Here is a 22,303-nt window from a genome sequence, read left to right as displayed (position 1 = left end):
AAACGCACCCTCCCGTCTTCTTGCAGTCTGTTATATATAACCAGTCCCGTTTTCTTTTCGGTAGCCTATGTCTAGCAGCTTGGATTTGACACCACCCTCCGATGGGGCAGCAATTACCCTTGACGGAGGCCGACTGATTGTTCCTGATAACCCAATTGTACCTTTCATCGAAGGTGATGGAACGGGTCCAGACATCTGGGAGGCGAGCGTCCGTGTGTTTGATGCCGCGGTATCCAAAGCGTTTGATGGTGTTCGCCATATTGCTTGGTTCGAACTTCTTGCTGGCGAAAAGGCGAAGGGTTTGGTCAACGAGTGGCTTCCCAAGGAAACGATTGAAGCGGTCAAGGCATACAAGGTTGCAATTAAAGGCCCTTTGACGACCCCGGTTGGAGGCGGCATTCGTAGTCTCAATGTCACTTTACGGCAAGTTCTGGACCTATATGCCTGCGTTCGACCGGTGCGGTACTTTGAAGGCACGCCGGCGCCAGTCCGACATCCAGAGCGGATGAATGTCGTTATTTTCCGGGAGAACACTGAGGATGTCTACGCTGGGATTGAGTGGGAATGCGGCAGTGAGGAAGCGCTGAAGGTTGTCGAGTTTTTGGAACGTGATATGGGTCGGAAAATTAGGCCGGATTCAGGTATTGGGATAAAGCCGATCTCGGCGACTGGTAGCAAACGACTAGTTCGCATGGCAATCCGTTACGCCGTGGCTAACCACCGGAGCACCCTGACGCTGGTTCACAAGGGCAATATCATGAAGTTCACTGAAGGCGCTTTTCGGGACTGGGGCTACGAGGTGGCGACCGAGGAATTCCGGGACTCCGTTGTTACGGAAGAGGAACATTGGAATGGTGCAAAGTGCGACGGAAAAATTCTCGTAAATGATCGGATCGCTGACAGCGTATTCCAGCAGGTCCTTACCCGGACTGCTGACTATGACGTGTTCGCTACGCCGAACCTGAATGGCGATTATTTATCGGATGCCTGCGCGGCCCAAGTAGGCGGTTTGGGAATGGCACCAGGCGCTAACATTGGTGATGAGATCGGGTTTTTCGAGGCGACTCACGGCACGGCGCCGAAGTATGCGGGTAAGGACGTTATAAACCCGAGCTCAGTGATTCTGTCAGGAGCCATGATGTTTAGGCATTTGGGGTGGCAGGAAGCTGCTGACAGGATCGAGACCGCGCTTGCAAGGACGATTCAGCAGAAGAAGGTCACCTACGACTTGGCTCGACAGATGGACGGTGCTACGAAGCTGCGCACCTCGGAATTCGCCGACGCCATTATTTCGAATATGTAACCGGCGGTGGGTTGAGAGCTTCAAGGGAGAGCTATGTATGAATCGTAAAGTTACGGTAATTGGTTCCGGGAACGTCGGGGCCACCGCCGCACGTCGCATTGCCACGAAGGAACTGGCCGATGTGGTGCTGCTGGACATTCTTGAGGGGATTCCACAAGGCAAAGGGCTCGACATGCTTGAAGCCAACCCTGTAGAAGGTTCAGACGCTTGTGTGCTAGGCACGAACGACTACGCCGACACAGCGAATTCTGACGTCGTCGTGATCACAGCCGGTCTAGCACGTAAGCCTGGTATGAGTCGCGACGATCTTCTGTTGAAGAACAAAAACATAATTAAGGACGTTACCGAAAATGTCGTCAAGCACTCGCCGAATTGCATTTTGATCCCTGTGACGAATCCACTGGATGCAATGTGTCAGGTGGTATTTCGGGTCAGCGGGTTTCCGCGTGAGCGGGTAGTGGGCATGGCCGGTATTCTGGATTCAGCACGGATGCGGGCCTTTATTGCCATGGAACTTGGAGTTTCGGTTGAGAATACCCACGCTTTCGTGCTCGGTGGTCATGGAGACACAATGGTGCCACTGCCTCGGTATTCGACGGTGGCTGGGATTCCGATTACCGAACTCATGGACACTGCGACTCTTGATGCCCTAGTAAAGCGGACAGCGGCGGGCGGGGGCGAGATTGTCAAGCTGCTTGGTAGCGGGAGCGCCTACTATGCGCCGGGTTCGGCGATTGTAGAGATGGTAGAAGCCATTCTTAAAGACAAAAAGAAGATTCTCCCGTGTGCGACCTTCTTGCAGGGCGAATATGGCATCGAAGGTCTTTTTATCGGTGTGCCTGTCAAGTTGGGTGCCCGGGGTGTGGAAGAAATCATTCAGGTTGAATTGACTGCGGAGGAACAGGCGGCGCTCCGGAAGTCGGCCGATGCGGTAAAGGAGCTCGTGAACATAATCAAAGTGTAGAAACTTAGACCACATTAACCCGAACTTTTATGAAGATTCACGAATATCAGGCCAAAGAACTGTTAAGGGATTATGGTGTGCCCATTCCCAACGGTGGAGTTGTGTTTACCTCCGCTGAGGCACGAAAGGTCGCAGTGGGATTAGGTGTTGACGTAGTTGTACTCAAGGCTCAAATCCATGCAGGTGGTCGTGGGAAAGGTGGTGGGGTTAGGTTGGCGAGGGGACCAGCCGAGGTTGAGCAAATCGCCGAGGAGCTTCTTGGTATGCAGCTCGTGACCCACCAAACGGAACCAGAGGGACGTAAGGTCAGCCGGCTCTTGGTTGAAGAAGGCCTCGAAATTGAGCGCGAATTGTATCTCGGAGAGGTTCTCGACCGTGTAGTGGCCTGTCCAGTCATGATGGCCAGCACTGCCGGTGGTGTGGATATTGAGCAAGTCGCAGCCGATACTCCAGAGTTGATTAAGCGTCAGAAAGTGTCTAGTGAACTGACTGTGGATCAAGCGAGGAGTCTAGCGGAGGCACTAAAGCTTGGCGACGATAAACAGTGCGCGGAGGTCGTCGAACTGATTCTTAAGCTAAATAAGGTGTTCTGGGAAAACGATGTTTCGCTACTTGAGATCAACCCGCTAGTGGTCACTCGCAATGGACGACTCCTTGCGCTCGATGCCAAGATAAATTTTGATGACAGCGCGCTTTTTCGACAAAAGCATCTGGCCGACCTAAGAGACTTGGCCGAGGAAGAACCACTCGAAGTCGAAGCCTCGAAACACTCACTTAACTACATAAAACTAGACGGCACGATTGGGTGCATGGTTAATGGTGCCGGGTTAGCGATGGCAACGATGGACATTATTAAGCTCGCGGGTGGTGAGCCGGCGAACTTCTTGGATGTCGGCGGTGGTGCTAATGCCGAGCAGATAAGAAACGCCTTCAAGATACTGCTGTCCGATAGGAACGTTGAGGCCGTGCTCATCAATATTTTTGGGGGTATTCTTCGTTGCGATGTCTTGGCCGAAGGCGTCATTAGCGCTGTTAGAGACCTCGACGTTCAGATCCCGGTGGTAATCCGCATGGAGGGTACAAACGTTGAGAAGGGGCGCGAGATGCTTCAAGCGAGCGGCCTGAACTTTACAAATGTGGATACGATGGCTCAGGCTGCCGACCGAGTTGTAGGCTTGGCCCGGAAGCACTAGGTCAATCCTCTAATGGCCATTCTGATAGACAGCGATTCACGACTCCTCGTCCAAGGACTTACTGGACGCGAGGGTAGTTTTCATGCCAAACAGTCAATCGCATATGGCACGACTGTTGTTGGTGGAGTCACGCCTGGTAAAGGTGGAACCACGCATGAGGGCTTGCCAGTGTTCGACACCGTGTCTCAGGCTGTAGAGATAACTGGAGCCAATACTTCTCTAGTATTTGTCCCTCCCCGATTCGCCGCTGGCGCCGTTCTTGAAGCTGTTGGTGCAGGAGTTCCGCTTGTAGTCTGTATAAGCGAGGGCATTCCGACTCTGGATATGGTTGGTGTTCTCGGGTCAATTGATCAAACTGCCTCACGTCTCGTTGGTCCGAATTGTCCCGGGTTGATCTCTCCCGGACTGAGTAAGGCCGGCATCATTCCCGGACATATTTGCCAGAAGGGTCGCATTGGCGTTGTTTCGCGGAGCGGTACTTTGACCTACGAAGCAATCCATCAGCTAACGGAGCTAGGTCTTGGGCAGAGTACCTGTATCGGAATTGGCGGTGACCCGTTCATCGGCACCTCGTTTATTGATGCCCTCCGGTTATTTGCCGAAGACAGTCAAACTGATGCAGTGATTTTGATTGGAGAGATTGGTGGTACGGCTGAAGAGGAAGCGGCGGTCTACATCAAGGACAGTTTTAGGAAACCCATAGTCGGCTTCATTGCCGGTCAGACAGCACCACCGAGTCGTCGGATGGGTCATGCTGGTGCCATTATTTCAGGTGGAAAAGGTACTGCCGTGGAAAAGATGGATGCTTTGGTATCGGCAGGTGTTCACGTCGTAGAAAGCCCTGGCGATCTTGGAGCCGAGATGGTTCGTGTGTTGGGTCTGTGAGACTGCATTGTGCTGACCGCGGTACCGGAGCATCACATTCGATCGAAAATTGCGCTGAAAACCTAAGAAAACAGGCTCATATCGTGCTATAGTGGGCCGGTACGCTCCGTCAGGTTTGCCCGGCCATCTCGGACCTGCCTTGTGAGCCGGTGGCTGTGCGGTGACAAGGACGCAGCGTGCCGAGTTGTTGGCTCGGTAAGGACACGGTCGAATGTCGTCTACAAGTGTTGCGGCTCAGGATGCCGCAGCAAGTTCGTCAGCCCGCCAGACGGTCAACGATTTCAATATTCAAGTCGCCACGGTGAATGGGTCTGGGAGCCAGACAGCGAATCTTGTGCTCTTCCGGTCCGTCTTTAAGATGGGCATACCGGTTTCCGGTAAGAATCTGTTTCCTTCCAATATTGCGGGCTTACCAACGTGGTACACGATCCGTGTGAGTCGGGATGGCTATCTTGCTAGGAAACCCGAAGTTGATGTACTCGTTGCGATGAATACCGCGACCGCACGGGAAGATGTAATGGGACTCAATCCCGGCGCCGCTGTCGTTTACGACGAGGCGATGGATTTGAGTGCGGTTCGTGACGACCTGACCTTCTATCCGGTGCCATTTGCTAGCCTCGTGGCGGAGGCCTGTTCCGATGCAAAGCTTCGGAGGCTCGTCCGCAACATGGTTTATGTCGGGGTTTTGGCGAAGCTTTTTAATATCGACCTCGTTCATGTGGAGGAATCCCTTCACGGACAGCTTGGTCGTAAGGTGAAGGCCCTTGGGCTAAATCAGGCGGCACTAAGGGGTGGCTACGAGTACGCTGACGAACATTTGATTAAGCAGGACCGGTTCGTGCTTGAGTCCATGAGTGAGACGAACGGAAAAATTTTGGTCGACGGTAACAATGCGGCTGCGCTGGGCGCGATGATGGCTGGCGTAACAGTTGTGGCTTGGTATCCGATTACGCCGTCTTCGTCTCTCTGCGAGACGTTGATCGATTACATGGGCAAGTACCGAGTCGACAAGGAGACTGGCAAGGCAACTTTTGCCGTCGTACAGGCCGAGGATGAAATTGCGGCAATTGGAATGACTCTTGGTGCGGGCTGGGCCGGCGCGCGAGCGATGACGTCGACGTCAGGTCCTGGGATTTCATTAATGGCGGAGTTCACGGGGCTTGGCTACTATGCGGAAGTTCCGGCCGTAATCTTCGACGTGCAGCGGGTTGGTCCCTCCACAGGGCTACCGACTCGAACTGCCCAAGGCGACATCCTATCCACCGCGGTTCTGTCTCATGGTGATACGAAGCACTTACTTCTTTTGCCGTCTTCGGTGGCCGAATGTTACTCGATGAGTTTAAAGGCCTTTGACCTAGCCGAGCGCTTCCAGACGCCTGTGTTTGTGATGAGTGACCTTGACCTTGGAGTGAATAGCTGGATGTCGGAACCATTCGAGTATCCGACTGGGCCGCCCGATCGAGGGAAGTTGCTTGATGCTGAGACGTTAAAACGCCTTAAAGAATGGGGACGGTACAGGGATGTCGATGGTGACGGTGTCGCCTATCGGTCGTTGCCCGGCGACGGGATGCCGGCGTATTTCTGCCGTGGTTCCGGTCACGATGCCGAGGCCCGCTACAGTGAACGGGCCGATGACTATGAAAAAAATCTTAAGCGTCTTGCTACGAAGTTTGAGACCGCTCGTGATGCTGTGCCGGGACCGATCATCGAACGGGAGAGCGAGGGCCCAATTGGCGTATTGGCGTACGGAAGCAGTCACTGGGCGGTGATTGAAAGTTGCGATCAATTGAGCCACGAAGCTGACTTGGACCTGACCTATTGTCGCCTGCGCTCGTTACCTTTTAGCGCCGAGCTTGACGACTTCATCGATCGCTGTGAGCGTGTTTACGTGGTTGAGCAGAATCGTGATGCGCAGATGCTGTCCCTGATGCGCATGGAACTCTCACCCGAGCGTGTAGCTAAGCTGAGAAGCGTGCTGTATTTCGGTGGGCTGCCGCTTGATGCTCGCAGCGTCACCGACATCATTTTAGCTAGTGAAGGGGGCGAACTGGCGCCGACCGCCAGTGCATAAAGTAATAAATCAACAGACCGATTAGAGAGAGTGGGGAACTTACTAGGTCCAATGAGCAAAATCGCATCTTCACTAGGAAAGAAGGTCAATCGGATTGGCCTTGAATTGCAACCGTATCGAGGAGACAAAACGACCTTGTGCGCCGGCTGTGGTCACAATGCTATTTCAGAGCGAATCGTTGATGCGTGTTTCGAGATGGGTGTTGAGCCGAGTCGGGTGATCAAGCTGTCGGGGATTGGTTGCTCGAGTAAGAGTCCAGCCTACTTTCTCGGCGGGGCGCATGGATTCAATGGTGTTCATGGGCGTATGCCTTCGCTCGGAACTGGTGCGGTCCTCGCGAATAAGCAGTTGATAGCGATTGGTACGAGTGGCGATGGCGACACAGGAGCGATTGGTATCGGCCAGTTTGTGCACCTTATGCGCCGCAACCTACCCATCGTCTACATCATTGAGGACAATGGCTGTTATGGTTTAACGAAGGGGCAGTTTTCACCGACGGCTGACCTTGGCTCGAAGGCGAAAACCGGTGTCGTCAATGATCTGCCACCGATCGATACCTGTGCGCTGGCCGTTGAGATGGGTGCGTCTTTCGTTGCCAGGTCTTTTGCGGGCGATAAGAAGCAACTTACGGCCGTGCTGAAGGCTGCGCTCAGTCATCGTGGAACGGCGATGGTGGATGTCATCTCGCCGTGTGTGACCTTCAATGATCACGTCGGATCAACCAAGAGTTACGCCTACGCTCGTGATCACGACGAACCGCTCGGTGAAATCGACTTCATTCCACACTTTCAGGAGATTGCTGTCGAATATGAGCCAGGAACGACTCACGCAGTTACGATGCACGATGGGTCACAGTTGATTCTTAAGAAGCTTGAGTCGGAATATGATCCGACAGACCGTCTCGAAGCGGTGCGGGTGCTTCACGAGACTAGCCGCCGAGCAGAATTCGCAACCGGTGTGATTTATGTAGAACCTGACAAGGAAGACTTCATTGAGGTGCTTAATCTTGTTGAGGAACCGTTGGCGACGCTGCCTCTTGAGCGTGTTAGGCCGTCGAAAGCTGCGTTTGAAAGAATCTTGCAGGAGCTTCGCTGATTACGGCTGCTCAATGAAAGCGTAGGAGTTTGTGACTGGGTTCGAGGCCGCGCGTTGCGTGGCCTTTTTTCGGTGCGGTGTCGTCCAAACACATTTCAGGGGAAAGGTATAATCAGCGCCCATGGAACGCACGTTGGCGATTATTAAGCCTGATGCAGTGGCGACCCGACAGGTAGGCGCCATATTACAACGGATTGAGTTGGCTGGCTTCACGTTGCGCGGGATTCGCCTTGTTAATCTGTCACGTCATGATGCGGAAGGTTTTTACGCAGTCCATCGCACGAAACCGTTCTTCGATAGCTTGGTCACATTTATGTCTTCTGGGCCGGCGGTGGTGCTGGTACTCGAGGCGTCGGATGCGATTAGAAAATGGCGGGCGTTAATGGGTGCGACCGACCCAGCAAAAGCCGAGGCTGGAAGTATTCGTCGTGACTTTGGTAGCTCGATTGAACACAACGCCACGCACGGTTCCGACGCTGTGGACACTGCAGTGTTCGAGGTTGACTACTTTTTCTCCGACTTAGAGTACGGCGATTCTGTTGAAGGGTAGCGAGTGTGGGCAAAGCGTTGGTGATCATCGGTCTCATGGTTACAGCGCTTGGTGGGTTGATGATGCTTGGGTTACCGCTAGGACGGTTGCCTGGTGACCTGGTGTTTCGGCGTGGCAATGTCACGGTTTATGTTCCGATTGTCACCTCGATCGCGGTGAGTCTCTTGGCGACCCTATTTTTCGCCATCATGCGACGCTAAGCGTGGGAGCTCGATTTTTATGACTATCAAAGCAGACAGTTGGATCACCCGGATGGCGCGAGATTGTAAGATGATCGAGCCGTTTGTCGATACCCAAGTACGGAGCGGGGTGATTTCGTACGGGCTATCGTCCTATGGGTATGACATTCGGGTCGCTGACGAATTCAAGATCTTCACTAACATTAATAACACTCTTATCGATCCGAAAGCATTCGACCCACGTTCGTTCATCGACTTCAAAGGACCGGAATGCATCGTGCCACCAAACTCGTTTGCGCTCGCCCGAACGGTGGAGTATTTCCGTATTCCTCGGGATGTTCTGACAGTATGTCTGGGCAAGTCGACCTATGCCCGTTGCGGCATTATCGTGAATGTCACACCATTTGAGCCTGAGTGGGAAGGGACAGCCACTTTAGAGATTTCGAACACCACTCCACTACCTGCGAAGATCTATGCAAACGAAGGAATTGCCCAAGTGCTATTTTTTCAGAGCGATGAGGAATGCCAAACTTCATATGCCGATAAGAAGGGGAAATACCAAACTCAGCGGGAGGTTACGCTGCCTCGTATATGAGGTGCCGTGGCACTTTTTTGACCGAAATTCTACCTTGCGCTAAAATTCACGATCGAAATTCTGCGAAACCGGCACACCGATGAGGAAAATGGACAAACTCGAGGAACGAGACGGTCAGGTTTCGGAAGGGCGATCGGTGCCGGCGCTGGCTGTGCAGTTCTTTCTTATTCCTTTAGCAGTCGTTGTTGCGGTCATCTTGGTTTATGGCGGGTTTCGTTGGCTGCTCAACGATGAGCGAACTCCCCAAGAGTACTTGAGTGATATCCGTGTCGGTGGTCGGGAACGGCGATGGCCTGCGGCCTTTGAATTGTCGCGTCTCATGGCTGATCCAGAAGTCCAGGCCTCGGAGCCAACACTGGGTCCAGCCTTAGTCAGCGCTTTTGTTGAGTCGGAGAATGATGACCCACGGGTGCGACGCTATCTAGCCATGGCCGTTGGTCAATTGACACAGCCGCCTGAGGATGCCGGTGCAAGTCTCGTCGACGCACTCGATGATCCTGAGACCGAGACCAGGATTAGTGTGATTTGGGCGCTCGGGTCACTAGGTGACTCTAGCGTCATACCGGAACTGGCTGGGATGTACGCGTCTGATGATGCCGGTATTCGGAAGATGACAGTTTATGCACTTGGCGCGTTACCGGGTGATGAACAGATTTCCACCTTGCGTACCGCACTGAACGATTCTGTGCCAGATGTTCAGTGGAATGCTGCCGTGGCACTGGCGAGGCACGGCAATACTCAGGGTGTTGGGATATTGGGTCGGATGTTGGACCGCGAGTACGTCGAACGAGTGGCGGAGCCTACTATGGGTGTCGGTAGTGATGAGGTCGACCGCGTTGGTGAGGTTATGATCACCGGATTGAATGCGATCGCAGCTCTTAATGCTAACTCGTTTCGTGATTCGGTCCTCCAGTTGAGTCGTCAAGACGAGAGTCTTCGTGTCCGTCAGGCGGCGATTGAAGCGCTTGCAGTGTTTGATGCAGCTGATGACAGGCCTGAGGGGCGTGTACGTCGCTGAGGTGCAGGGTAGAAAAACAACAGCTCGTGAGAGACGAGCACACGGAGTAGATGAGATTAAATGGCTGACGAACCAAACGCTCCAGTAGAGGGCGCTCCGGCCTCGAAGGGTCCGCCCGCAAAACCGGTACAACCGGCCGTTCCGCCCAACTTGGCAGGCAAGACGACTTCTGTGGCTGCTGCGCCACGTCGGCCGCCGGCGAAGAAGAAAAAAGTCGTTGATGACACTTCACCACTTCTATCCCGTCGGTCTTGGCTAGGCTTAGCATGGGGATCCTTTACAGCGGCTTCGGCTACGGCGCTGGCAGCGACTGGACGGTTTATGTTTCCAAACGTCCTTAACGAGCCACCGCAGCAATTCAAGATTGGCTTTCCCGACGAGTACGCGCCAGGTGTCGATGAGCGGTGGAAAGACCGCTTTGGAATCTGGATCGTGCGTACTCCGAGCGATATCGTCCAGGAGGCTGCTGGATTCTATGCCCTGCTCACCGCTTGCACGCATCTCGGTTGCACTCCCAACTGGCTATCGGCTGAGTTGAAGTTTAAGTGTCCCTGTCACGGGAGTGGCTTTCGACCGACGGGCGTCAACTTTGAAGGTCCGGCGCCGCGTCCACTGGAGCGGGCGAGAATCGTACTGGCTGAGGATGGTCAAATTTTGGTCGATAAGGCGAGAAAATTTCAGTTTGAGTTGGGGCAGTGGGCAGACCCTGAATCATTTCTAAGGCTCTAAATCAGTGGATTGGGCCAATTGGTTGAGTATCATTCGGCAATCGTGTTGATGAGTTGTTATGGCTGACACAAAGATCGTTACTCCTAAAGAGGGCGCCCTAGAGCGTTCGTGGAATTGGCTGACCGAAACCCAGGTATGGAAGTCGGTTTTTCGGCACAACGCACCGATCACGGATCGGAATCGTGTATTAGTCGTGTTGTCTAACGTCTTCCTGCACCTGCATCCAGTCAGACTTCGTAAGTCTGGAGTGCGCCTGCGCTACACGTGGTGCATGGGCGGCCTCAGCTTTTTCCTTTTTTTGTCACTGACGTTTACAGGCGTGCTGCTGATGTTCTACTACCGTCCAACGTTGGAATACGCCTACACCGACATCGTTGGCTTGCGCGAGCACGTGCCGCTTGGAATCATGCGCGAAATGCATCGTTGGGGTGGACACGCGATGGTTGTCACGGTTTGGTTGCATATGTTTCGAGTGTTCATGACTGGGTCCTACAAGCCGCCACGGGAGTTCAACTGGAATGTTGGCGTAATCATGTTGGTGCTAACGCTCCTCCTCTCGTTCACGGGCTACCTCCTGCCTTGGGATCAGCTCGCGATATGGGCGATCACGGTCGGTTCAAACATGGCGCGGGCGACCCCTTTCATGGGTGCTGAAGGTCCGGGGTCAGCATTGTTGATGCTGGGCGATGTGAGACTTATTCACGCTGCCGACGACGCTCGGTTTGCTCTACTAGGTGGAACCTTTGTTGGTGAAGGGGCGTTACTTCGATTCTACGTGCTGCACTGCGTCGGTTTGCCGCTTGCGATTGCAGTGCTCATGGCCGTACATTTTTGGCGTGTCAGGAAGGACGGCGGTATTTCCGGCCCGGCGTAGAAGGCGGTTCGAATTATGGATGCGATCAAGGGATTTTTCAATTTCTTCGCCGACCCGCGTGTCTTCTTTTTGTTGACATTGAGCGCGTTTATTTTCGCAGTGTGGCGTCGTGACGTGTTTGTGAAACCGCGCGTCGGCTATGGGTTGCAGATCTTTCTCGTACTGTTTTTCGGGCTGGGCCTGTTCGATGAAAACTTCCGGTTGATCATCGGAAAGCCAGACAACGTTCCCATTGTCGGTCTAATTTTTTGTTTACTGTTCTTCACTTGGTACTCGATGCGCCAAGCGGTGCTAAACGACGAGAGGCTCGACAAGGGTGAGCCGGTCGTTGAAAAGGTCGAGGAGGGGCGTGTCTGGGTCTGGCCAGATTTAGTTTACACGGAGTTGATTTGTCTCATTCTGTGCTCCGTGGTCCTGATCGTTTGGTCAATTCTACTGGAAGCCCCACTGGAGCAGCCGGCCAACAGCGCTGCAACGCCGAATCCGTCGAAAGCCCCTTGGTACTTTTTGGGTTTGCAAGAAATGCTGGTCTATTTTGATCCTTGGCTGGCCGGTGTCGTCTTGCCTACGCTGATCATTGTGGGTTTGATGGCGATTCCGTATATCGATACGAACCCCAAAGGGAATGGTTACTACACCTTTAAGGAACGCAAGGTGGAGATTTCAATCTTTTTATTTGGCTTTGTCGTATTGTGGTCGTCACTCATAGTGCTAGGCACGTTCCTACGTGGTCCGAATTGGAATTTTTTTGGTCCGTTCGAATACTGGGACATTCATAAGCTTGAGGCGCTCACGAATGTGAATTTGTCTGAGTACATCTGGTTGCGTGGTCTTGGAGTGGGTTTGCCCTCACAATGGTTTATTCGTGAGTTTTTTGGGATCCTTCTCACTCTGATCTATGTCTTCGTGTTGCCGTTGCTCTTGGCTAAGAGTTTCCTCAAGGGTTATTACGAAAAACTTGGACCAGCCCGTTACTACGTGGGGATTTTTCTCTTTCTGATGATGCTTTCGCTGCCGGTGAAGATGCTAGCTCGCTGGCTGTTCAATCTCAAATACGTCGTTGCGATTCCGGAATTCTTCTTCAATATTTGATCGACCACGGATATGGCTGACAAGCGGACCGTTGGGCACGCCTACAACATCGACCTCCTGAACGTCGTTTTTGCGGCGTCAAGCATCTTTCTTTTTGTCTCAGTCTTATGGATGGTCTGGGATGACTACGACCGTGAGTGGAAGAACTATCAGCGACGGTTCGTTCAGCTCGAGACTGAAGTAACGCGACTCGGCCTCGAGGCGGCAAATGCCGATATCGATTCAACAGTCTTGGAACAGTTGCAAGCTGACCGAGCCAGGGCGGAGGAGGAGCTCGCTACTCAAGAAGGACAAATTGCGCCTCTTGAAGATGAATTGGCTGACCTTGATGCGCGATTGACGCTTGCGACCCAGAGGGCACAGTTCGCGAAGGCGACTTACGATGTAGATAAGTACACTTTCGAGGTTGGCCGCCGTGAGGGCGACCCTGAAAGCTATGTCGCCAGAGAGGCGGAAATCGAGGCGCAGTACGGTGAGTGGCTCGAACTCGGGCTTGTAGTTGAACAGTTAACCGCTGAGCGAGACGGTTTGAGAAGCCAGATTGCTGAAGTGCAGCAGGGTGTTACTGATCTTGATGACCAGATTCGGGCTCTGACAACAGAGACTTCTCGGTTGGAGCAGCGCTTGGTCGACTTGGCACCGAGCTTGGTAGATGACTATTTTCTTAACGCGCCACTTCTTGACTTTATGGCGCCAACCATCAGAGTGCAGCAGGTTATTACGCCAAACGTTTTTGATGATCTGAATTTTACAAGGGTGCCGAAGATGGACCGGTGCATGACGTGCCATCTGGCCATCAATCGGGAGGGCTATGAAGAATATCCTCAGCCCTTCACAACGCATCCAAATCTCGACGTGTACGTCGGCAGTGCTTCGCCGCATCCGCTTGAGACAACAGGCTGCACTGTTTGTCATGAAGGCATGCCGCAGTCCATTAGTTTCCAAGATGTGTCACACACTCCGGTGAACGAGCAGCAAGAGCACGAGTGGGAGGAGTCCTACGATTGGGCAGAGTCCCATCTTTGGGACTATCCGATGTTACCTACGGGCATGGCTGAGGCTTCCTGCGCAAAGTGTCACGTCGAAGAGGTGTACGTTCCTGAGGCTGATGTGCTCAATTTAGCTTACGGTTTGTATGAGCGGGCGGGATGTTACTCCTGTCACAAGTCAAGTGGTTTTGAGGGCCTGAGGAATCCAGGGCCAAGCTTGACTAAGATTGAGTCAAAGCTGACACCGGAATGGGTGGCTGACTGGATTCGCGATCCCCGCGCGGTTAAGCCGACGACCTGGATGCCACGTGTCTGGTACAACTCGAATACTTCGTCGCCTGAGGATGCTCAACGAAACGAAGTTGAAATCGATGCCGTTGTTGCTTACCTGTTTGCGAACTCTGAGGAGTATTCGTATGCAGTTCCGACTCCACCCCGTGGTGACAGTGCCAATGGGCAGGTGATTGTTGAATCAGTCGGATGTCTTGCCTGCCACGTCACTGGTGATGAAACGCGAGAGGAAGCGGGACCGCGACGAACATTTGGGCAGGCCTTGCAAAACATCGGTAGTAAGACGAGCTATGAGTGGGTGTTCGATTGGGTTCGGAATCCCCAGCACTACAGTGAAGGGACTTTCATGCCCAACCTGCGTTTAACCGATCCGGAAGCCGCCGACGTAGCGGCCTATCTACTGACTCTTGGTGGTGGGCAACCGCGAGAGGCGGAAGCGACCTACGACCAAGCTTATGCAGACTCGGTACTTCTTGATTATCTCAAGGCGGTAGTACCAACGGCTGAGGCGGAAGCGACGATAGCGGGTATGTCGGGCGAGGAACGAACGCTTGAGTTGGGCGAGCAGGTCATCAGTCGCTATGGCTGTTTCAGCTGTCATGACATCGCTGGTTTTGAGGAAGTGCGGCCGATAGGCATTGAGCTGTCTGAAGAGGGCACCAAATTGCTTACGCAACTCGATTTTGCGTTCGTAGATATCCCGCATACGAAGATTGAATGGTTCGAAAATAAGCTGAAGGACCCACGGGTCTACGACCAGAACCGAGTTTTGCAACCGCTAGAGAAGCTTCGGATGCCGAATTACGGATTCAGCCCAGAGGAAGTGCACCTCCTAACCACGGCGATTATGAGTTTTCAGCGTGATGTCCAGCCAACGGCGGCCTTGGTGCAAGGTTCGGCTAGACAAGACGGTTTGCGGGTTGGGCGGGCATTGGTTCGCCGTCGGAACTGCGTTGCCTGCCACCAGATTGAAGATGATGGCGGTGATTACCAGGCACTCGTTGCCGATCCTTCGTTAGCGCCTCCCTTGCTGACACCGGAGGGTGCCAAGGTTCAATCTGATTGGCTTTACGCTTTCCTCAAAGGGCCGATTACGATCAGGCCATGGCTGGATGTGCGGATGCCGACCTTTGATCTCGAAGATGAACACTGGAATCAGACGTTGGACTATTTCGGTGCAATCTCAGAGACTTTGGGCGAATTTCGGCCGCACTCGGTCGTTTCGTCTCGGCGTGGTTCTGTGGCAACTGGCAGCGAACTGTTTGACCTTCTTAGGTGTCAGCAATGCCACGTTCTCGACGAGATTCCAGCGGACCAACCAACTGAGAACTTGGCGCCAGACTTGCGGATGACACCGGATCGACTTCAAGCAGATTGGATCATTGACTGGATCCGTGACCCGCAGAGTATCCAACCAGGTACTCGTATGCCGGCTTTCTGGCCGGATTACCCCGAAGCGTTTTATCCTCAGTTTGACCGGAACGCCGACCAACAGATCCGTTCGATTAGGGACCATATGTTGACATTCAACGGTGGACCACGACCAGTGGAACCGGTGGTTGAGCTTGGCGACGAGCCCTAAAAGTAGTCGAGTTCCCGACGGTATGATTACAGGGCGCGGTAGAACCGCGCCCTGTGTGCATCTGGCCAGGTGAGCTTCACCGAACGATTGCATGTGGCCTTCGGCTACGTGGCCCTTGTAAGTAGGGACCCAGAGATTGGGCGACCGTCTTGTTCTAGTCGTTGCGCTGTTTTCACTAAGCACCGCGATGTGAGAGTTCTTTTTCCGTGCTTCTTCTGGGTGCCGATGGGGAAGAAGTTATTGTCGTGCTCGCCTTGGAATGCAGCACGATAGTAGAATTTGGTCATCCGACACATGGACTCCTCATTTATTCAATCTTTACGAACGGTTGTAGATGACATTGGTATCGTGGAGGAGTTCACCGATCGAATTGTCTACGAATGCGATGCGTTGAGCTCCCTTCGTGCAGTGCCTGGCGTTGTCGTGCTTCCCTCGAACACCGATCAATTACAAGACGTTGTCCGGCTTTGCCATAACGCCGGGGTGCCGTTCGTTGCTCGTGGGAATGGGACTGGGCTTTCTGGTGGGGCGAGGCCGGAAGAGGATGGGGTTCTTATCGTCTTAACACGGCTTAATAGGATTCTTGATGTTGACCCTTCGAACCTTCGGATGACTGTCCAGCCCGGCGTCACCAACCTCGATATTAGCCGGCGTGCGGCACCTTTCGGGCTTTATTACGCACCGGATCCTTCCTCACAGCAGGTTTGCTCGATAGGTGGCAACGTTGCTGAGAATTCTGGTGGGGCACATTGTTTGAAATACGGTTTCACCTTGCATCACGTACTTGGACTTGAAGCCGTTCTTCCGGATGGCACGCTAGTCCACTTTGGTGGACCAGTGGTCGACACTCCAGGATTCGACCTAGTTGGTTCTTTGGTCGGCTCTGAGGGAACGCTGGCAATTGTGACCAAGGTAATACTTCGACTACTGCGCGTGCCCGAGTCAGTACGAACTTTGTTGGCAGCGTTTGAGTCCATTGATTCGGCAGGTAAAGCGGTTTCGGGAATTATTGCTGCTGGCATCGTTCCCGCAGCAGCGGAGATGATGGATAGGCTGACGATAGAGGCAGCTGAGGCGGCGGTCAATCCAGGATTCCCTCCGGCAGAGGCCGTGCTTATCATTGAGGTCGATGGACCCGAAGTCGAGGTGGATGAAACATCTCAGTGTGTTGAAGCAATTTGCCGTGATTCCGGGTCGAGTGAGGTGCGAGTAGCTGGTGATGCAGAGGAACGCTCACGATTCTGGACAGGGCGGAAGGCTGCGTTCGCCGCGATGGGACGAGTTTCGCCAGATTACTACGTTCAGGACGGTGTTATTCCGCGCACTAAGCTTCCGGAAGTACTGCAACGGATCAGATCGCTAGAGCAGAGTTCGGGGTTGCGTATCGGCAATGTGTTTCATGCTGGTGATGGAAACCTTCACCCACTAATTTGTTATGACGCCTCAGTGGAAGGTCAGTCGGCACTTGCGGCCGAAGTAGGCGGAGAGATACTCCGCTACTGCCTTGAGGCTGGTGGATCGATTACGGGTGAGCATGGTGTTGGGGCTGACAAGGTCGCACATATGGCGAAAATGTTCAGCGAGGTCGATCTGGAAACGATGCAATTTCTCCGTTTCGCGTTCGATCCGACCGGCATTTGCAATCCAAGGAAGATTTTCCCGACTCCTCGTCTTTGTGGCGAAGTGCCTGGGCCGTACCGGGCCCATCCTGTCGAGCAGGCGGGGCTAGCAGAGCGCTTCTGATGGTTAAGGCTGAGGAATTGGCTGCGTTAGTTGCGCACGAGATCGGTGATGAAGCGATCAAAGTTGGCACACCTGAATCGGCGGTAGCTGGTGTGATCCCTTCGGTCGTAGTCTGCCCTGAAGATTCAGCTGGCGTGTCAAGAATCCTTCGTTTGGCATCCGACCATCGTCTCGGTGTCCTGCCTACGGGTGCCGGTACGAAGCTTGAATGGGGCACTTCTCCTCCAAGGATCGATCTCTTGTTGTCACTTTGTCGGCTGGACGCGGTTGTAGCTCATCGGCAGGGTGACTTGACTGCCACGGTACAAGCGGGAGCGTCTCTACGATCCGTCAACAATCTGTTGCAGCGTCAGAATCAGTGGTTGCCATTGGATACATCGCACCCCGACCTTGCGACCGTCGGCGGGATCGTGGCGACCAATGATTCAGGCCCACGGCGACATCGTTATGGGGCGCCGCGTGACCTAATTCTAGGTGTCACGTTCGTCCGGGCCGACGGCGAGGTGGCTTCAGCTGGTGGCATCGTCGTCAAGAATGTGGCTGGATATGACCTGTCAAAACTGCTGACGGGTTCATTCGGATCACTTGGTGTAATCCTAGAAGCGACCTTCAAGTTGGCACCTCTACCTCTTGGGTCGAGGACCGCTGTTGCCAAAGGTCTGGATTCTGTAACGGTCAGGAAAGCGGTCAGCGCTGTCACAGCGAGCCAGTTAGTGCCAAGTTCCCTGGAGGTCCAAGGGCCACCGTTTTCGCTCCTGGCGCGCTTCGAGGGGTCCCAGCATGCCTCTGAGCGACAGGCAGTGGAGGTAGTGGAATTATGGCATCGGTGTGGTGTGAAATCTAGCATCTTGACCGGGTCAGCTGAGGTGGAGTGCTGGAGATACCATCACGACATTGTTTGGGGCAGAGTCGGGGACGTTTGTCGGATCGGGCTCTTGCAGACGGACATTCCAGCTATTTTGGACAAATTCAGCATTCTCTTGAGGCGCCATGGTTCAGATGGTTGTGTTGCGGGGCGTGCAGGCATCGGGGTATTGCACGCCAGACTCGGAACTGACGCGGGAGTGTCGAGGTTAATCGTTGAGGAATTGAGAAGCATGTTAGCGTCAAGCGGCGGTTATGTCGTGTTGCTTCGGGGGACACCAGAGTTGCGTGCGAACATTGATGCATGGGGACCCTTAGGTGATGCAAGGCGTGTAATGGTTGCTGTAAAGCGGCAGTTCGATCAGGATGGCATTCTGAGTCCAGGACAATGGCCAACCGAAGCGATCTGAATCTGAGGAGCGTTTTCAGCCTCATGACGGAGTGCCCCGGGGAACTTGGTTCAGGCTCACCCGTGTGGAGCGGATATCTGTGACCTCTGGCAGTCCTAATCGCGAATCACAACTTTCGGCCTGCGTCCATTGTGGGTTCTGTTTGCCTACCTGCCCCACCTATGTTCTCTGGGACGAAGAAATGGACTCGCCACGGGGACGACTGCATCTGATGAAGGCTGAAGCAGAAGGGCGCGTGCCGGTCGCCGACCCGTTTGTTAAGCGTATGGATGCTTGTTTAGGGTGCCTCGCCTGTGAGACTGCATGCCCATCAGGAGTCCAGTATGGGCCACTTATTGAGGGGACTCGAGCCGTAGTCGAGACATCGTTTCGCCGTCCGTTCCATGATCGGCTGTTTCGCTCGATACTCTTCGCTGTCTTGCCCTATCCACAGCGGCTCCGCCTAGTGGCGCTTCCGTTAATGGGTTTGACGCGCTTCCGAAATCGGCTCGAATCTCGCAGTTGGCTGAACCGTCTCCCAGCACGTGCGCGTGCTTTACTCAGACTCCTTCCTGATAATACCGGGTGCAGTGACCCCCAGCCGGAGCGGACTCCAGCCGAAGGCTCCTGTCGCAGCACTGTGGGATTACTCACAGGATGTGTACAGCGGGTGTTCTTTGGCGAGGTCAATCGCGCAACGGTGCGAGTGCTCTCAGCGGAAGGGTGTGAGGTTATTGCACCGGCTGGGCAAGGTTGTTGCGGAGCACTATCTTTACACGCTGGCCGCGAGTCCGAGGCTAAAGTGTTCGCACGCCGCATGATTGGTTCCTTTGAACGAACCGGCGTTGCCCGGATTGCAGTGAACGCTGGCGGCTGTGGTTCGGCCATGAAGGAGTATGGACGACTTCTCGCCGATGACCCGGAATGGGCGAATCGCGCGGAGTCTTTCAGTGCTTCTGTCCGTGACGTAAGCGAATTACTCACCGAGATTGGACCAGCACGCGCCCCTCGTCACCGCTTGGAGGCTCGTGTTGCGTACCACGATGCCTGTCACCTAGTCCACGGGCAGGGTGTACACGTGCAGCCCCGCTCCCTAATTGAAGCAATCCCGGGTGTGACACTCAAAGAATCACGTGAAGGGGAGTTGTGTTGCGGCAGTGCAGGGATTTACAACTTGGTTGAACCAGAGGCAGGCGAGGTGCTTGGCGCGAGGAAGGTGGCGGCGCTGTCTGCCCTTGATGTTGATTTTGTGGCGACTGGGAATGCTGGTTGCTTACTGCAACTCGTGGCGGCGGCCCGTGGCGCTGGTCGGGATATGCGTTTTGTGCATCCGATTCAACTTGTCGACGCCTCGATTCGTAACCAGATACTCTAGATCCCAAGGGGCTGGTAGTTGTTGTCCGCTCCACACTAACCTATTTGAGACTAACGCTGTAGGCATCAGGAAAATGGTGTTACGAAGTGATCGAAGTGTCCGTGCTAGGGATTGGACCATCGTATGAGTACCCAAGATCCCAATCGACAGCGTATTTCCGGTTCCGGTAGATTTCATGACGCGATGTGCCAAGAGACTACTCGCTGGCAAGGCGAAGCTTTGGTGGCAAGGATGTGGGCCAAAGACGCCAAGTTGTGGACCGGTGGTGATGAGACGAAGTGGTTAGGTTGGTTGGATATTGTTGCCCTGCAACAAGAGCGCCTCGCTCACTTTGACGCACTTGCTCGAATGGCAGCAAAAGAATTCACGGACGTTGTCATTCTTGGAATGGGTGGCTCGAGCCTGTGTTCTAAGGTGCTTGTTGAGAGCTTCACCGGACTAGGCGGTCGTCCCAAACTGCACATTCTTGATTCAACAGTCCCAACTCAAATCACTCGGCTTGAGGCGGCACTCGACCCTCGGCGGTCGCTTTTCATTGTTGCGAGTAAGTCGGGGGTGACGATCGAATCGAATCTTCTTTATCAATATTTCCTTGATCGCGTGAAGGCTCAGGCTGGTGAAAGGGCTGGTGAGCATTTCATTGCCATCACCGACCCTGGGTCGACATTGGAGGCAATCGCAAAACGGGACGGATTCCGGATGCTAATCCATGGACTGCCGAGCATAGGCGGGCGTTTTTCGGCCTTATCGGATTTCGGCTTGGTGCCCGCTGCAATCCTTGGGCTCGATGTCAGCCGGCTACTGAATCGAGCGGCTGAGATGGTTCAAGAGTGCGGTCCGACATCGTCTGCTGAGAACAATCCTGGTGTTCAGCTTGGTCTTGCGCTTGCTCTGGCCGGCGCTGATGGACGGGACAAGGTTACGTTCATCGCATCTTCTGGAGTCAAGGCGTTCGGGTCCTGGCTGGAGCAACTAATTGGGGAGTCGACCGGGAAGGAGGGACGGGGCCTCATCCTGGTAGATGGGGAGTCGGTGGGTTCGCCCGAGGACTATGGTGACGACCGACTATTTGTGTCGCTAGAACTTGACTCGGAAAATGGTCAAGGGTCAGTGAGTCCTGTTGGCGGTCTTGAGTCTGCGGGACACCCAATCGTACGGATCAAATTACGTGACGTCTACGATTTGGGTCAAGAGTTCTTTCGCTGGGAACTCGCGACTGCCGTTGCCGGTGTTGTACTTGGGGTCAATCCGTTCAATCAGCCCGATGTGGAGATGGGCAAGGTCGCAACAAAGACACTCACAGACCAGCTAGAATCTCGCGGGTCTCTATCGCTGGAAAAGCCATGCGCTGAGGGTCACGGACTCCGAATGTTCGCCGATGACCAGTATCTGGTGACACTCCGGAGTGTAACAGACTCAGTGGATCGGCTGATGCGGGCTCACTTAGACAATCTCCGCTTGGGTGACTACTTCGCCCTTCTAGCCTACCTTGATATGAATCTCATCAACACTGAAGTGCTTAGCCGAATTCGGCACGCCGTTCGAGAGGTTCGGAAAGTCGCTACCTGCCTCAATTTTGGGCCACAATATCTCCATTCCACTGGTCAGTTCTATAAGGGTGGGCCAAATACCGGCGTGTTTCTGGAGGTCACTGCTGACGATACAGTGGATTTACCGATTCCTGGGTTGGCTTACTCATTCGGTGCGTTAAACATGGCACAGGCGCGAGGTGACTTCGTCGTTTTGAGTGAACTGAAACGCCGTGTAATACGTATTCACTTAGGTGCCGACGTAGCGACTGGCCTATCGAAGTTGGAGCGCATCGTTCACCGGGCACTTGCTCATGGGGCGAGTGATTCAAAGAACTCCAAGGTAACCTAGGCCATCGCGGGCGAATTTTAGAGCGAGGATGAAGAGTATCAAACTCAATACTACGAGCGCGTATTGGTAGACTGTCCCAGTTAGCAGAGATCGGCCTCTAGCCGCCACAACCGCAAAGGTTGCTTTTGACCCGATTAACGCAGCGTAGAGACCTGCAAGAAACAAGCCAACGAAGACTCCATTTGGGTAAGCCTCAACTACGGTTGGAGCCCCGATCGTAAACCAGAAGAGATATGGATTTGGGTTGACCAAGTTTGTGACGATCCCCTTCCGCAGTGATCTCGGAAGATCGACCACTGCAGTTGTTTGGGGCGGTTGTGCGAAGGCGTTCTCATAAGCTAGGTAGATGAGAAATGCGGAGCCCATGAGTGTGATGGTGCCCAGCGCTGGACCAGTATCCTCAAGCTGACCGATGACGAATAGTGCGGCCACAGCGATTGGTGCGTCAGTAAGCAACGGTGCGATTGCAATTCTCAGACCTTCCCGAAGTCCGTACCTGAGGCTTTGCGCAATAACCAGGGTTGTGACGGGCCCAGGCGCAAACCCGCCCGCCAATCCGAGCACGATACCGGTTATCAGGTAGGACCAACCTTCAGCGATCACTTACAGAAACACCCGTCGACAGACGGTTCGAAAAAAAA

Annotated in this window: 19 protein-coding genes; 18 read left to right on the top strand and 1 reads right to left on the bottom strand. The window is 53.9% G+C overall.

Going from position 1 to position 22,303, the window contains the following annotated elements:
• Window positions 1–67: 67 nt before the first annotated feature.
• The 18 genes from icd to QGH09_10160 all read left to right on the top strand — a co-directional run bounded on the left by icd (window position 68) and on the right by QGH09_10160 (window position 21,662).
• Window positions 68–1,303, top strand: coding sequence for an isocitrate dehydrogenase (NADP(+)) (icd, locus tag QGH09_10245; protein HJO18566.1), 1,236 nt, complete (start codon window positions 68–70; stop codon window positions 1,301–1,303).
• 37 nt (window positions 1,304–1,340) lie between these two features.
• Window positions 1,341–2,267 (top strand): malate dehydrogenase, encoded by a 927-nt coding sequence (gene mdh, locus QGH09_10240; GenBank protein ID HJO18565.1) that lies wholly within the window; start codon window positions 1,341–1,343, stop codon window positions 2,265–2,267.
• A gap of 29 nt (window positions 2,268–2,296) precedes the next feature.
• Window positions 2,297–3,460 (top strand): ADP-forming succinate--CoA ligase subunit beta, encoded by a 1,164-nt coding sequence (gene sucC / locus QGH09_10235; protein HJO18564.1) that lies wholly within the window; start codon window positions 2,297–2,299, stop codon window positions 3,458–3,460.
• Window positions 3,461–3,472: 12 nt separating this feature from the next.
• Window positions 3,473–4,345, top strand: a complete 873-nt coding sequence (gene sucD, locus QGH09_10230) for a succinate--CoA ligase subunit alpha (GenBank protein ID HJO18563.1) — start codon at window positions 3,473–3,475, stop codon at window positions 4,343–4,345.
• A 211-nt stretch (window positions 4,346–4,556) separates the two neighbouring features.
• Window positions 4,557–6,416 carry a 2-oxoacid:acceptor oxidoreductase subunit alpha gene (locus tag QGH09_10225; GenBank protein HJO18562.1) on the top strand — a complete coding sequence of 620 codons (1,860 nt, stop codon included), beginning with the start codon at window positions 4,557–4,559 and terminating at the stop codon, window positions 6,414–6,416.
• Between the two features lie 51 nt (window positions 6,417–6,467).
• Window positions 6,468–7,511 (top strand): 2-oxoacid:ferredoxin oxidoreductase subunit beta, encoded by a 1,044-nt coding sequence (locus QGH09_10220; protein HJO18561.1) that lies wholly within the window; start codon window positions 6,468–6,470, stop codon window positions 7,509–7,511.
• A 121-nt stretch (window positions 7,512–7,632) separates the two neighbouring features.
• Window positions 7,633–8,061: a nucleoside-diphosphate kinase gene (ndk, locus tag QGH09_10215; GenBank protein ID HJO18560.1), complete on the top strand. Its 429-nt coding sequence runs from the start codon at window positions 7,633–7,635 to the stop codon at window positions 8,059–8,061.
• 5 nt (window positions 8,062–8,066) lie between these two features.
• Window positions 8,067–8,261, top strand: a complete 195-nt coding sequence (locus QGH09_10210) for a DUF2905 domain-containing protein (GenBank protein ID HJO18559.1) — start codon at window positions 8,067–8,069, stop codon at window positions 8,259–8,261.
• Window positions 8,262–8,280: 19 nt separating this feature from the next.
• Window positions 8,281–8,835 carry a dCTP deaminase gene (dcd, locus tag QGH09_10205; GenBank protein HJO18558.1) on the top strand — a complete coding sequence of 185 codons (555 nt, stop codon included), beginning with the start codon at window positions 8,281–8,283 and terminating at the stop codon, window positions 8,833–8,835.
• Between the two features lie 88 nt (window positions 8,836–8,923).
• Entirely contained in the window at window positions 8,924–9,853 is a 930-nt protein-coding gene (locus QGH09_10200; GenBank protein HJO18557.1) for a HEAT repeat domain-containing protein, read from the top strand.
• A 60-nt stretch (window positions 9,854–9,913) separates the two neighbouring features.
• Window positions 9,914–10,582: a Rieske 2Fe-2S domain-containing protein gene (locus tag QGH09_10195; GenBank protein HJO18556.1), complete on the top strand. Its 669-nt coding sequence runs from the start codon at window positions 9,914–9,916 to the stop codon at window positions 10,580–10,582.
• A 58-nt stretch (window positions 10,583–10,640) separates the two neighbouring features.
• Complete coding sequence (locus tag QGH09_10190; GenBank protein ID HJO18555.1) at window positions 10,641–11,456, top strand: cytochrome b N-terminal domain-containing protein; 816 nt, start codon at window positions 10,641–10,643, stop codon at window positions 11,454–11,456.
• A 15-nt stretch (window positions 11,457–11,471) separates the two neighbouring features.
• A complete protein-coding gene (locus QGH09_10185; GenBank protein ID HJO18554.1) occupies window positions 11,472–12,548 on the top strand; it encodes a hypothetical protein in 1,077 nt (358 codons plus the stop codon).
• A 12-nt stretch (window positions 12,549–12,560) separates the two neighbouring features.
• Complete coding sequence (locus QGH09_10180; GenBank protein ID HJO18553.1) at window positions 12,561–15,410, top strand: c-type cytochrome; 2,850 nt, start codon at window positions 12,561–12,563, stop codon at window positions 15,408–15,410.
• A 294-nt stretch (window positions 15,411–15,704) separates the two neighbouring features.
• On the top strand, window positions 15,705–17,153 hold the full coding sequence (locus tag QGH09_10175; GenBank protein HJO18552.1) for an FAD-linked oxidase C-terminal domain-containing protein: 1,449 nt from the start codon (window positions 15,705–15,707) through the stop codon (window positions 17,151–17,153).
• Window positions 17,153–18,427: an FAD-binding oxidoreductase gene (locus QGH09_10170; GenBank protein ID HJO18551.1), complete on the top strand. Its 1,275-nt coding sequence runs from the start codon at window positions 17,153–17,155 to the stop codon at window positions 18,425–18,427. Before QGH09_10175 ends, QGH09_10170 begins: the two co-directional genes overlap by 1 nt.
• Window positions 18,428–18,458: 31 nt before the next feature.
• Window positions 18,459–19,781 carry a heterodisulfide reductase-related iron-sulfur binding cluster gene (locus QGH09_10165; GenBank protein ID HJO18550.1) on the top strand — a complete coding sequence of 441 codons (1,323 nt, stop codon included), beginning with the start codon at window positions 18,459–18,461 and terminating at the stop codon, window positions 19,779–19,781.
• A gap of 123 nt (window positions 19,782–19,904) precedes the next feature.
• Window positions 19,905–21,662, top strand: coding sequence for a bifunctional transaldolase/phosoglucose isomerase (locus tag QGH09_10160; protein HJO18549.1), 1,758 nt, complete (start codon window positions 19,905–19,907; stop codon window positions 21,660–21,662).
• Here the strand turns inward: QGH09_10160 and QGH09_10155 are convergent.
• Window positions 21,639–22,265 carry a LysE family transporter gene (locus QGH09_10155; GenBank protein HJO18548.1) on the bottom strand — a complete coding sequence of 209 codons (627 nt, stop codon included), beginning with the start codon at window positions 22,263–22,265 and terminating at the stop codon, window positions 21,639–21,641. The two genes, QGH09_10160 and QGH09_10155, sit on opposite strands and share 24 nt — an antisense overlap.
• Between the last annotated feature and the right edge of the window lie 38 nt (window positions 22,266–22,303).

This window comes from Vicinamibacterales bacterium (assembly GCA_036012125.1).
In the GTDB taxonomy this organism is placed as follows: domain Bacteria; phylum Acidobacteriota; class Vicinamibacteria; order Vicinamibacterales; family UBA823; genus UBA11600.
The sequence above is the reverse complement of the archived record's forward strand: the minus strand, read 5'-3'. Positions and strand labels throughout refer to the sequence as shown.